At 65.1% G+C, this 13,388-nt stretch carries 7 protein-coding genes; 1 reads left to right on the top strand and 6 read right to left on the bottom strand.

The window, feature by feature from the left end; all coding sequences use genetic code 11:
* The 4 genes from ACU5AP_RS13365 to rpsL all read right to left on the bottom strand — a co-directional run.
* Positions 1 to 111 (bottom strand): GTP-binding protein (locus ACU5AP_RS13365; protein WP_346532223.1); only part of this gene is annotated, 111 nt, incomplete at its 3' end.
* A gap of 111 nt (positions 112 to 222) precedes the next feature.
* Positions 223 to 2,301, bottom strand: coding sequence for an elongation factor G (gene fusA, locus ACU5AP_RS13360; RefSeq protein WP_046654608.1), 2,079 nt, complete (start codon positions 2,299 to 2,301; stop codon positions 223 to 225).
* A 135-nt stretch (positions 2,302 to 2,436) separates the two neighbouring features.
* The gene (rpsG, locus tag ACU5AP_RS13355) at positions 2,437 to 2,910 is read right to left on the bottom strand and encodes a 30S ribosomal protein S7 (RefSeq protein ID WP_003165507.1); all 474 of its coding nucleotides are present in this window, start codon (positions 2,908 to 2,910) and stop codon (positions 2,437 to 2,439) included.
* 63 nt (positions 2,911 to 2,973) lie between these two features.
* A complete protein-coding gene (rpsL, locus tag ACU5AP_RS13350; RefSeq protein WP_003165508.1) occupies positions 2,974 to 3,348 on the bottom strand; it encodes a 30S ribosomal protein S12 in 375 nt (124 codons plus the stop codon).
* Between the two features lie 385 nt (positions 3,349 to 3,733).
* On the opposite strand from rpsL, the gene ACU5AP_RS13345 reads away from it, so the two are divergent.
* The gene (locus ACU5AP_RS13345) at positions 3,734 to 4,786 is read left to right on the top strand and encodes a hypothetical protein (RefSeq protein ID WP_128720287.1); all 1,053 of its coding nucleotides are present in this window, start codon (positions 3,734 to 3,736) and stop codon (positions 4,784 to 4,786) included.
* A 131-nt stretch (positions 4,787 to 4,917) separates the two neighbouring features.
* Here the strand turns inward: ACU5AP_RS13345 and rpoC are convergent, their stop codons facing one another.
* Positions 4,918 to 9,111 carry a DNA-directed RNA polymerase subunit beta' gene (gene rpoC, locus ACU5AP_RS13340; RefSeq protein ID WP_076224664.1) on the bottom strand — a complete coding sequence of 1,398 codons (4,194 nt, stop codon included), beginning with the start codon at positions 9,109 to 9,111 and terminating at the stop codon, positions 4,918 to 4,920.
* A gap of 99 nt (positions 9,112 to 9,210) precedes the next feature.
* A complete protein-coding gene (gene rpoB, locus ACU5AP_RS13335; protein WP_128720288.1) occupies positions 9,211 to 13,326 on the bottom strand; it encodes a DNA-directed RNA polymerase subunit beta in 4,116 nt (1,371 codons plus the stop codon).
* Positions 13,327 to 13,388 lie beyond the last annotated feature (62 nt).

Raw genomic sequence — 13,388 nt, 5'->3', positions numbered from 1 at the left:
CGCCAGCGTCATCGAGATCGCCGCCGTCAGCGTCGTCTTGCCGTGGTCAACGTGACCGATCGTGCCGATGTTCACGTGCGGCTTCGTGCGTTCGAACTTTTCCTTGGCCATTCTCTAGCTCCTGGCATCCCCAAAACGGGGGTCCAAATGGGTTTGGGGATAGGTGGGGCGATTTGTGGTCAAACCGCCCCGTTTTCAAGTGAGTCCGTCGAAAAGACGGACTTAGGCGTACTTCTTGATCACTTCGTCGGCGACGTGTTGCGGCACCGCTTCGTAGTGGTCGTACTGCATGGTGAACTGGGCGCGGCCCTGCGACATGCCGCGCAGCGTGTTCACATAGCCGAACATGTTGGCCAGCGGCACGAAGGCGTTCACGACGACAGCGTTGCCGCGCATGTCCTGCCCCTGGATCATGCCGCGACGGCCGTTCAGGTCGCCGATGATCGAACCCAGGTACTCTTCCGGGGTCACGACCTCGACCGCCATGATCGGCTCGAGCAGCTTCGGTCCGCCCTTTTCCTTCAGCTCGCGGAACGCAGCGCGCGACGCGATTTCGAAGGCCAGGACCGAGGAGTCGACGTCGTGGAAAGCGCCGTCCACCAGGGTGGCCTTGACGTCGATCACCGGGAAGCCGGCCAGCAGGCCGTTGTCCTTGGCCGACTTCAGGCCCTTTTCGACGCCCGGGATGTATTCCTTGGGCACCGCGCCGCCGACGATGGCCGACTCGAAGACGAAGTCCGAACCCGGCTCGCCCGGCTCGAACACCAGCTTGACGCGGGCGAACTGGCCCGTACCGCCGGTCTGCTTCTTGTGGGTGTAGTCGATCTCGGCCTTGCGGCTGATGGACTCGCGATAGGCCACCTGCGGCGCGCCGATGGTCGCTTCGACCTTGTAGGTGCGCTTCAGGATGTCGATCTTGATGTCCAGGTGCAGCTCGCCCATGCCCTTCAGGATCGTCTGGCCCGACTCGTGGTCGGTCGAGACGGTGAAGGACGGATCTTCCGAAGCCAGCTTGGCCAGGGCGACGCCCAGCTTCTCCTGGTCGGCCTTGGTCTTGGGCTCGACGGCGATCTCGATAACCGGCGCCGGGAATTCCATCTTCTCGAGGATGACCGGCGACTTCAGCGGATCGCACAGGGTGTCGCCCGTGCGGGTTTCCTTCAGGCCGGCCAGGGCGACGATGTCGCCAGCGTAGGCTTCCTTGATGTCCTCGCGGTTGTTCGAGTGCATCAGCAGCATGCGGCCGACACGCTCACGCTTGTCGCGCGACGAGTTCAGCAGCGACTGGCCGGTCTCCATCTTGCCCGAGTACAGGCGGCAGAAGGTGATCGAACCGACGAAGGGGTCGTCCATGATCTTGAACGCCAGAACCGACAGGGGCTCTTCGTCCGAAGCCTTGCGGGTGATCGGCTCTTCGGTCTTGAAGTCGATGCCCGGCGTCGGCGGGATGTCCACCGGCGACGGCAGGTAGTCGACGACGGCGTCGAGCAGGGGCTGGACGCCCTTGTTCTTGAAGGCCGAGCCGGCCAGGATCGGGTAGAAGGCGCCGGTGATGACGGCCTTACGGATGCAGCGCTTCAGCACTTCAACCGAGGGCTCGTTGCCTTCCAGATAGGCTTCCATCGCCTCATCGTCGATCTCGACGGCGTTGTCGACCAGGTACTGGCGAGCGGCGGCCACGGCGTCAGCCATGTCGGCCGGGATGTCGCGCACGTCGGCCGAGGCGCCGACCTGGTCGGTTTCCCAGACCAGGGCCTTCATCTCGACCAGGTCGACCACGCCCTTCAGGTTCGATTCCGAACCGATCGGCAGTTGGATCGGCACGGCCTTGGCGCCCAGACGGTCGCGGATCGACTCGACCGACTTTTCGAAGTCGGCGCCGATCTTGTCCATCTTGTTGACGAAGACGATGCGCGGAACGTTGTACTTGTCAGCCTGGCGCCAGACGGTTTCCGTTTGCGGCTCGACGCCGGCGTTGCCGTCCAGCACCGTGACGGCGCCGTCGAGCACGCGCAGCGAACGCTCGACTTCAATGGTGAAGTCCACGTGGCCGGGGGTGTCGATGATGTTCAGGCGCTTTTCGCGCCAGAAAGCGGTCGTCGCGGCCGACGTGATGGTGATGCCGCGTTCCTGCTCCTGATCCATCCAGTCCATGGTGGACGCGCCGTCGTGCGTCTCGCCCATTTTGTGGTTCTTGCCGGTGTAGAACAGGATCCGCTCGGTCGTCGTCGTCTTGCCCGCGTCGATGTGGGCCATGATGCCGAAGTTGCGGTAGTCTTCGATTTTATGTGTGCGGGGCATTGAAGTTGCCTTCCGGGAGCTTCGCGGACGCGGCGAGCGCCCTGGGGTGTCGGATATGACGGCGCGGGCGGTTCAACCTGAACGCCCGCGCCGGATCGTCTTAAATAGTCGCCGCCATTGGCGGTTTTAAGACGCTTACCAGCGGTAGTGGCTGAAGGCGCGGTTGGCTTCGGCCATCTTGTGGGTGTCTTCGCGCTTCTTGACCGCGGTGCCGCGGTTGTTCGAGGCGTCCAGCAGCTCGGCGGCCAGCTTTTCCGTCATGGTGTTTTCGCCGCGGTTGCGCGCGGCGTTGACCAGCCAGCGGATGGCCAGGGCGCGACGACGGTCCGGACGGACCTCGACCGGCACCTGGTAGGTGGCGCCGCCGACGCGACGCGAACGGACTTCGACCGACGGGGCGACGTTTTCCAGGGCGGCGTGGAAGGTCTCGACCGCAGTCTGCTCCTTCTTCTTGTCCGCCAGGATGTCGAAGGCACCGTAAACGATGTTTTCGGCGACGGCCTTCTTACCTTCGTACATGACGTAGTTCATGAACTTGGTGACCACCAGGTCTCCGAACTTGGGATCCGGCAGAACTTCACGCTTCTGGGCGCGGTGACGACGCGACATGGGTTATTCCTTCTCGGGCCCGACTGACGTCGGGAAAATCTCTGAAACGTAGGCCGGGGCCGATTACTTCGGACGCTTGGCGCCGTAGTGCGAACGACGCTGCTTGCGGTCCTTGACGCCTTGCGTATCGAGCACGCCGCGCAGGATGTGGTAGCGAACGCCGGGCAAGTCCTTCACGCGGCCGCCGCGGATCAGCACGACCGAGTGCTCCTGCAGGTTGTGGCCTTCGCCGGGGATGTAGCACACGGCTTCGACGCCGTTCTTGGCCAGGCGGACCTTGGCGACCTTACGCAGAGCCGAGTTCGGCTTCTTCGGGGTCGTGGTGTACACGCGGGTGCAGACGCCGCGACGCTGGGGCGAACCCTCCAGGGCCGGAACCTTGTTGCGAACCGGCTTCGGCTTGCGGGGCTTGCGGATCAGCTGGTTGATCGTGGGCATTCGAATTCGTCTCTTTTCGATGTGGAGGCGTGTGTCTTTCGACCGGAGCGCCTCATGAGCCTTCTTTTGAACGGGACCGAAGCCCCGCCCGGGTGTTATCGAGCCGAGGTCACGACGCCCAAACAGAAAAACCGGAACGCGCGCTTCGGGCGTTCCGGCGGGACACAGCCCGTCCGTTCAATTGTCACGATCTCAGCGGACGGCGAACCGCCCACGTCTCGAAAGTGCGCGGCTTCTACGCGCGATCCGTTAACAGGTCAAGGGATTCGCTCAGGCCGACGCCTGCAGCCCCGCGTTCGCATCCTGTTCAGGGATCAATGATATTGCGCCTATATATCGCCATGCTTGCCTAGGCATCATTCGTTCAGACGATGGGGGAGCCTTCATGAGCATCGCCGTTCTGACCGCAGACCCCGCGAAAAGGGCGCGACCGCGCCTCAAGCGGACCCTGACGGCGGGGGCCTCCCTGCTGATGCACGTGATCGTGCTGGGCAGCATGGCTCGCTATGCGGCGGACGACCGGCGCGAGGCTCTCCCTCCGCCGCCGGCGCCGCCGATCATCCAGCTTGAACTCGAACGTCCGTTCGTTCCGCCGCAGCCGTCGCCGCCCCTGCCTGCGCCGACGCGCGTCCCGACGCCTCCGCCCACGCCGATGGAAGCGCAACCGCCTCAGAGAACTGCAGCCCAACCTTCGCCGGCTCCTGCTCCGGCGCCCCCCGCGGTTCAGGCGACGCCGCCTCCTCGAACTGCGCCGCAAGCCCCGCCCCTGCCGACCCCTGCGCCCAAGGCGGCCCCCGCGCCGCCCGCCGCCGCACTGGAGCGGGCGCCGACCGCCCCCGCCGTGATCGCCCCCATCCGCCCGCGCAAGAAAGACGAAGAGGACGGCCGCGACGGCCTGCCCGCTCCGCCCGCCCCGCGCCTGGCCAATCCGGCGCCCGGCGCGCCTTCGGCCGCCGCCTCAGGCGTGGACGGTGTGTCGGACGCCTGGCGGGTGACGCCGGAAGGCCAGTCCGGCCGCAACGCCCGGGCGCTGCGCACCTCGCCCGCCGGCTGCCCCGCCGGCCGACTGTTGCGACGCGGGGAAGAGATCATCTGCGACGAGCGCTTCAACGCCCGCGCGGCGCAGGGCGCAGAGAACGGCCGCATCACCGGCACCGGCAACGCCGAGCGCGACGCCCGTTTCGCCCGCGAAGGCGCGCGCGAGATGCAACGATACGAGGCACAACGACGCCCGCTCAGCGGCGGCGTCGGCGTACTGGCGCCGCAGGACTGCCCCGGCTCTAACTTCGGCACGGGCTGCGCGGGCGCCCACCTGGATTCCTCGATGCAGATGGACTCCAACCGCAACGTCCAGACCCGCCGCGACGGCGCCCCGGCCTCGGGCCGCCCGATGACGCCCGGCGCCGCCGGTCCGCGCGAGCCGATGCGGCCGCAGTAGGCTCTCGGCGCACGCCCTCTCAGCCCGTGCACGCCCAACGGCCTCAAGCAGCGCAATGCGCGGTAGGCCAAACAAAAAAGAGCGGCGCCTTTCGACGCCGCCCTCTTCTGTCTTTCAGGTCTGAACCCGGATCAGTCGGCCGACTGCTCCAACTCCAGGGCCAGGTCCGCGGGAAGCGGCTCGACCGCGTCTTCGCGGGCCTGGGTCAGCTCAGCGTCACGCTCGTTGGCGATCTTCTGCAGGCTGCGCAGGTAGGAGCCCGTGCCCGCCGGGATCAGGCGACCCACGATCACGTTTTCCTTCAGGCCTTCCAGCGTGTCCTTCTTGCCGTGGACCGAAGCCTCGGTGAGGACGCGGGTGGTCTCCTGGAACGAGGCCGCCGAGATGAAGCTGCGGGTCTGCAGCGACGCCTTGGTGATGCCCAGCAGGACCGGCTGCACGGTGGCGATGCGGCCGCCGCGCTTCTCGACCTTGGCGTTCTCGATGTCGACTTCGACCCGATCGACGTGGTCGCCCTTGATGAGCGTCGTCTCGGCGGAGTCGATGACCTCGACCTTCTGCAGCATCTGACGGACGATGACTTCGATGTGCTTGTCGTTGATCGGCACGCCCTGCAGTCGGTAGACCTCCTGCACTTCGTTCACCAGATACTCGGCCAGCGCCTCGACGCCCTGAATGCGCAGCAGGTCGTGCGGATCCGGGTTGCCGTCGATGATGTAGTCGCCCTTCTGGATCAGATCGCCGTCGTGGACGGAGATGTGCTTGCCCTTCGGGATCAAGAACTCGACCGCCTCGGCCTGGTTGCCGTCGGCATCCGGCTCCGGGGTGATCTTGATGCGGCGCTTGTTCTTGTAGTCGCGACCGAATTCGACGCGGCCGTCCATTTCGGCGATGACCGCGCAGTCCTTCGGACGACGGGCTTCGAACAGTTCGGCCACGCGCGGCAGACCGCCGGTGATGTCGCGGGTCTTGGCGCCTTCGGTCGGGATACGGGCGATGATGTCGCCCGGCTTGACCTCGTCGCCGTTGGCCACCGACAGGATGGCCCCCACGGGCAGCAGATAACGCGCGTCAGAACCGCTCGACAGCTTGGCGTAGCTGTCGCCCTGGGTGACGCCCATGGCCGGACGCAGGTCCGCGCCGCGCGGGCTGGCGCGCCAGTCGGAGACGACGCGTTGGGCGATGCCCGTGGCCTCGTCCGTCTCTTCCTTGACCGACAGGCCCTCGACCAGATCCTCGAAGCGCACCACGCCGCCGACTTCCGTCAGGATCGGGGTGGTGTACGGATCCCACTCGGCCAGGCGTTGGTTCTTAACCACCTCGCCGCCGTCCTTGACGCGCAGGCGCGCGCCGTACGGCACCTTGTAGGATTCGCGGTCCTTGCCGTCGACGGTCACGGTGACCACGACGTTGCGGCTCATGGCCACCGGATCGCCGTGAGCGGCGATAACGGTCGGGCCGACGACCTTGATGACGCCCGCGTTGGTCGCCTCGAAGAACGAGGTTTCCGCCACCTGAGCCGTACCGCCGATGTGGAAGGTACGCATCGTCAGCTGGGTGCCCGGCTCGCCGATCGACTGGGCGGCGATGACGCCGACCGCTTCGCCGATGTTGACGTTGGTGCCGCGCGCCAGGTCACGGCCGTAGCACATGCCGCAGATGCCGGCGTCGGCTTCACACGTCAGGGCCGAACGGACCTTGATGGACTGGACGCCGACCTTGTCGATCAGCTCGACTTCCTCTTCCTGCAGATAGGTGTCCGCAGGGAACAGGACTTCGCCGCCCGGCTCCTTGATGTCCTCGGCCGCGTAACGGCCCAGGACGCGCTGGCCCAGCGAGACGAGCACGTCGCCGCCTTCGACCACGGCGCGCAGGGTGATGCCGCGCGTCGAGCCGCAGTCTTCCTCGGTGACGATGGAGTCCTGCGCCACGTCCACCAGACGGCGGGTCAGGTAACCCGAGTTGGCGGTCTTCAGCGCGGTGTCGGCCAGACCCTTACGGGCGCCGTGGGTGGAGTTGAAGTACTCAAGGACGGTCAGGCCTTCCTTGAAGTTCGAGATGATCGGCGTCTCGATGATTTCGCCCGAGGGCTTGGCCATCAGGCCGCGCATGCCGCCTAGTTGCTTCATCTGAGCCTGCGAGCCACGAGCGCCCGAGTTGGCCATCATGAAGACCGAGTTGATGTCCGGCTCCTGACCCTTGATCAGGACGCGCGGCTGAGCGATTTCGCCCATCATCTCATCGGCGATCTTGTCCGTGGCCTTGGCCCAGGCGTCGACGACCTTGTTGTACTTCTCGCCCTTGGTGATCAGGCCGTCAGCATATTGCTGCTCGTACTCTTCCACCTGGGTGCGGGTTTCGTTGACCAGCTGTTCCTTCTTGGCCGGGATGACGATGTCGTCCTTGCCCACCGAGATGCCGGCCTTGGCCGCTTCACGGAAGCCCATCTGCATCATCTGGTCGGCGAAGATGACCGTCGCCTTCTGACCGCAGTGACGGTAGACCTGATCGATCAGGTTGCCGATTTCCTTCTTGGTCAGGTTCTTCTCAAGAAGCTTGTAGCCGATGTTCGGGTTCAGCGGCAGCAGAGCGCCCAGCTTCATCCGGCCCGGCGTGGTGTCAATCACCTTGGTCACGACTTCGCCGTCTGAGTTCATCTCGGTCCAGCGCGCCTTGATCTTGGTGTGCAGCTTGACGACCTGGGCGTCCAGCGCCGCGTCGATCTCGCCCATGTTGGCGAACAGCTTGCCCTCGCCCGGCTGGTTCTCCTTGACCAGCGACAGGTAGTACAGGCCCAGGACGATGTCCTGCGAAGGCACGATGATCGGCTTGCCGTTGGCGGGCGACAGGATGTTGTTCGTCGACATCATCAGCACGCGCGCTTCCAGCTGGGCCTCAAGGCTCAGCGGGACGTGCACGGCCATCTGGTCGCCGTCGAAGTCAGCGTTGAACGCCGTACAGACCAGCGGGTGCAGGCGGATGGCCTTGCCCTCGATCAGCTTGGGCTCGAACGCCTGGATGCCCAGACGGTGAAGCGTCGGCGCGCGGTTCAGCAGAACCGGGTGCTCGCGGATGACCTCGTCCAGGATATCCCAGACGGCGGGCTGCTCGCGCTCGACCATGCGCTTGGACTGCTTGACGGTGCCCGACAGGCCCTTGGCGTCCAGACGCGCGTAGATGAACGGCTTGAACAGCTCCAGGGCCATCTTCTTGGGCAGGCCGCACTCATGCAGCTTCAGCTCGGGGCCCACGGTGATGACCGAACGGCCCGAGTAGTCGACGCGCTTGCCCAGCAGGTTCTGACGGAAGCGACCCTGCTTGCCCTTCAGCATGTCGGCCAGCGACTTCAGCGGACGCTTGTTCGCGCCGGTGATGACGCGACCGCGACGGCCGTTGTCGAACAGGGCGTCGACGGATTCCTGCAGCATCCGCTTTTCGTTGCGGATGATGATGTCCGGCGCGCGCAGCTCGATCAGGCGCTTCAGGCGGTTGTTCCGGTTGATGACCCGGCGATACAGGTCGTTCAGGTCCGACGTCGCGAAGCGGCCGCCGTCCAGCGGCACCAGCGGACGCAGTTCCGGCGGGATGACCGGGACGATGGTCAGGATCATCCACTCGGGCTTGTTGCCCGACTCGATGAAGGCTTCCAGCAGCTTCAGTCGCTTGGACGCCTTCTTGGCCTTCAGCTCCGACGGGTTGTCGGCCAGTTCGGCGCGGTGCTTCTCGGCCTCGGCGTTCAGGTCGATCGCCATCAGCAGGTTGCGGACCGCCTCGGCGCCGATCTCGGCCGTGAAGCCGTCGTCGCCGAACTCTTCCTGATAGTGATAGAATTCGTCTTCCGTCAGCAGCTGGTTCTGCTTCAGCGGGGTCAGGCCCGGCTCGGTGACGATGTAGTTCTCGAAGTACAGGACGCGCTCGACGTCCTTCAGCGCCATGTCCAGCATCAGCGAGATGCGCGACGGCAGCGACTTCAGGAACCAGATGTGGGCGACCGGAGCGGCCAGGTCGATGTGACCCATGCGCTCGCGGCGAACGCGAGCCAGGGTGACTTCAACGCCGCACTTCTCGCAGATGATGCCCTTGTACTTCATGCGCTTGTACTTGCCGCACAGGCATTCGTAGTCCTTGGTCGGGCCAAAGATACGGGCGCAGAACAGGCCGTCACGCTCGGGCTTGAACGTGCGGTAATTGATGGTTTCCGGCTTCTTGATCTCGCCGAACGACCACGAACGGATCTTCTCCGGCGAGGCCAGGGCGATCTTGATCTGGTCGAAGGTCGGGGTGACCGGGACCGGGTTGAAGATGTTCAGGACTTCCTGGTTCATCTTTATTCCTTCTGCGGGAATGCCCCGCGAAAATCATTCAGAGAGGAGAACAGGCGGACCGCCCTCCCCCGCCGAGGCGAGGAAGGGCGCTTGATCCGGTCAGCTGTTTTCCAGCTCCACGTTCAGACCCAGCGAGCGCATTTCCTTCACCAGCACGTTGAAGGACTCGGGGATGCCGGCCTCGAAGCTGTCGTCGCCGCGGACAATGGCCTCGTAGACCTTGGTCCGGCCGGCTACGTCGTCCGACTTCACCGTCAGCATTTCCTGCAGGGTGTAGGCGGCGCCGTAAGCTTCCAGAGCCCAGACCTCCATTTCCCCGAAGCGCTGACCGCCGAACTGCGCCTTACCGCCCAGCGGCTGCTGGGTGACGAGCGAGTACGGGCCGATCGAGCGGGCGTGGATCTTGTCGTCGACCAGGTGGTGCAGCTTCAGCATGTACACATAGCCGACCGTGACCGGACGCTTGAACTGCTCGCCCGTCTGGCCGTCGAACAGGATCGACTGACCCGAACGATCCAGGTCCGCCGATTCCAGCAGATCCTCGATGTCCGAGATGCGCGCGCCGTCGAAGACCGGAGTCGCGAACGGAACGCCCTTGGACAGGTTCTGGGCCAGTTCGATCAGCTCTTCGTCGCTCTGCGGCAGCGGGGTGTCGGCGCCGTAGATCTGAGTCAGACGCGACACCAGGGCGTCGCGCATGCCGCCGTCCATCCACTGCTCGAGCAAGCCCTTGATCTGCTTGCCCAGGCCAGCGGCTGCCCAACCCAGGTGGGTTTCGAAGATCTGGCCGATGTTCATGCGCGACGGCACGCCCAGCGGGTTCAGAACGATGTCGACGTGGGTGCCGTCGTCCAGGTGCGGCATGTCCTCGATCGGCAGGATCTTGGAGATGACGCCCTTGTTGCCGTGACGGCCGGCCATCTTGTCGCCCGGCTGCAGTTTGCGCTTCACGGCCACGAAGACCTTGACCATCTTCATGACGCCGGGCGGCATCTCGTCGCCGCGCTGCAGCTTCTCAACCTTGTCTTCGAAGCGGCGGTCGAGGGCCTTACGGGCGTCCTCGAACTGCTTCTTCATGGCCTCCAGCTCGCCCATCGCCTTCTCGTCGTCGAGGGCGACCTGCCACCACAGGCCCTTGGACACTTCGGCCAGCTTCTCTTCGGTGACCTCGCCGCGGCCCATGCCCTTCGGGCCGGACACGGCGGTCTTGCCGAGCAGCAGCGGCTTCACGCGGCCGTAGACGTTGCGCTCAAGGATCTTGAGCTCGTCGTCGCGGTCCTTGCCCAGACGCTCGATCTCGGCGCGTTCGATGGCCACGGCGCGCTCGTCCTTGTCGATGCCGTGACGGTTGAACACGCGCACGTCGACGATGGTGCCGGCGACGCCCGGCGGCAGACGCAGCGAGGTGTCGCGCACGTCCGAAGCCTTCTCGCCGAAGATGGCGCGCAGCAGCTTCTCTTCCGGGGTCATCGGGCTTTCGCCCTTCGGCGTCACCTTGCCGACCAGAATGTCGCCCGGCTGGACCTCGGCGCCGATGGCCACGATGCCCGCCTCGTCGAGGTTGCGCAGGGCTTCCTCGCCGACGTTCGGGATGTCGCGGGTGATTTCTTCCGGACCCAGCTTGGTGTCACGCGCCATCACTTCGAACTCTTCGAGGTGGATGGAGGTGAAGATGTCGTCGCGCACGATGCGCTCGGAGATCAGGATGGAGTCTTCGAAGTTGTAGCCGTTCCAGGGCATGTAGGCGACCAGGACGTTGCGGCCCAGAGCCAGTTCGCCCAGATCCGTCGACGGACCGTCGGCGATCACGTCGCCGGTCTTCACTTCGTCGCCCACGCGCACGATCGGGCGCTGGTTGATGCAGGTCGACTGGTTCGAGCGCTGGAACTTCGACAGGCGATAGATGTCGACGCCCGAACGACCGGCGTCCACGTCGCCCGTGGCGCGAACCACGATGCGGGTGCCGTCGATCTGTTCGACCACGCCGTCACGACGGGCGATCACGACCGCGCCGGAGTCCACGGCCACGACCGCTTCCATGCCGGTGCCGACCAGCGGCGCGTCCGACTGCACCAGCGGCACGGCCTGACGTTGCATGTTGGCGCCCATCAGCGCGCGGTTGGCGTCGTCGTTTTCCAGGAAGGGGATCAGGGCGGCGGCGACCGAAACGACCTGTTTCGGCGACACGTCCATCATGTCGACCGTTTCCTTGGTCAGCAGCTGCGAGTCGCCGTTGATACGGCCCGGCACCAGCTCCTCGACGATCTCGCCGTCCTTCAGGTCGATGTTGGCCTGGGCGATGACGTGCTTCGCCTCTTCCATGGCCGAGATGTAGACCACCTCGTCCGTCGCCTTGCCTTCGACCACGCGACGGTACGGGCTTTCGATGAAGCCGTACTTGTTCACGCGAGCGTGCGTGGCCAGGGAGTTGATCAGACCGATGTTCGGGCCTTCCGGCGTTTCGATCGGGCAGATGCGGCCGTAGTGCGTCGGGTGAACGTCGCGGACTTCAAAGCCGGCGCGCTCGCGCGTCAGACCGCCCGGGCCAAGCGCCGAAAGGCGACGCTTGTGGGTGATTTCCGACAGCGGGTTGGTCTGGTCCATGAACTGCGACAGCTGCGACGAGCCGAAGAATTCACGCACGGCGGCGGCGGCCGGTTTGGCGTTGATCAGGTCGTGCGGCATGACCGTGTCGATATCGACCGAGGACATACGCTCCTTGATGGCGCGCTCCATGCGCAGCAGACCGACGCGGTACTGGTTTTCCAGCAGCTCGCCGACCGAACGGACCCGGCGGTTGCCCAGGTTGTCGATGTCGTCGATCTCCCCGCGGCCGTCCTTCAGGCCGACCAGGATCTGCAGCACCTTCAGCACGTCGTCCTTCTGCAGGACGCGGATTTCGTCCGAAACCTCAGGGGTTTCCAGACGCATGTTCATCTTGACGCGGCCCACGGCCGACAGGTCGTAGCGCTCGGCGTCGAAGAACAGGGAGTTGAACATGGCCTCGGCCGCTTCCGGCGTCGGCGGCTCGCCCGGGCGCATGACGCGATAGACGTCGAACAGGGCGTCCTCGCGGCCCGTGTTCTTGTCCACGCGCAGGGTGTTGCGCATGTAGGCGCCGACCGTGACGTGGTCGATGTCCAGCACGTCGATGGTGGTGAAGCCGTTGGCTTCCAGCAGTTCGATCGCGGCGGCGTCCAGTTCGTCGCCCGCCTCGGCGTAGATTTCGCCGGTCTGGTAGTTGACGGCGTCAGCGGCCAGATACTTGGTCAGCAGGGCGTCAGCCGCCAGCGACAGAGACTTCAAACCGCCGTCGGCCAGCTTCTTGGCGGCGCGGGCGCTGATCTTCTGACCGGCCGGGGCGACCACTTCGCCGGTGTCGGCGTCGACCAGATCGAACTCCGGCTTCACGCCGCGCCAGCGCTCCGGCTTGTAGGGGGTGACCCAACCTTCGCCGCGCTTCTCGTACGGAACGGTCTCGTAGAAGGTCTTGAGGATCTCTTCTCCGTCCATGCCCAGGGCATAGAGGAAGGTGGTGGCGGGCAGCTTACGACGACGGTCGATGCGGACGTAGACGATGTCCTTGGCGTCGAACTCAAAGTCCAGCCACGAGCCACGGTAGGGAATGACGCGGGCGGCGAACAGCAGCTTGCCCGACGAGTGGGTCTTGCCCTTGTCGTGGTCGAAGAAGACGCCCGGCGAGCGGTGCATCTGCGAGACGATCACGCGCTCGGTGCCGTTGACGATGAAGGTGCCCTTGTCCGTCATGAGCGGGATGTCGCCCATGTAGACGTCTTGCTCCTTGATGTCCTTGACCGAACGGGCGCCCGTTTCTTCCTCGGTCTCAAAGACGATCAGGCGCAGCTTGACCTTCAGCGGCGCGGCATAGGTCATGTCGCGCTGAATGCATTCCTCGACGTCGTACTTCGGGTCTTCAAACTCGTAGGAGACGTATTCCAGGACGGCGCGTTCGTTGAAGTCCTTGATCGGGAAGACCGACTTGAAGACCGCTTCAATGCCCTCGTCGTTGCGCAGACCGGGGCGCGACTCGCGCTGCAGGAACTGCTCATAGGAAGCACGCTGAACCTCGATCAGGTTCGGCATCTGCACGGCTTCGGGGATGCGCCCGAAGCTGTAGCGAATGCGCTTCTTGCCGGTGAACGACGTGGCGGCAGCGATCTTACCCAAGGCGAGACCGTCGGTGGACTTGGCCATTCTGTTTTCCCAATCGCGGCCCCTTGCGAGGCCCGCTCTCAATGCAGCAGCCACGGCGCGCC

It is taken from the genome of Brevundimonas sp. RM1, from assembly GCF_052907225.1.
Note: the sequence above shows the minus strand (reverse complement) of the source record. Positions and strands in the feature narration are given on the sequence as shown.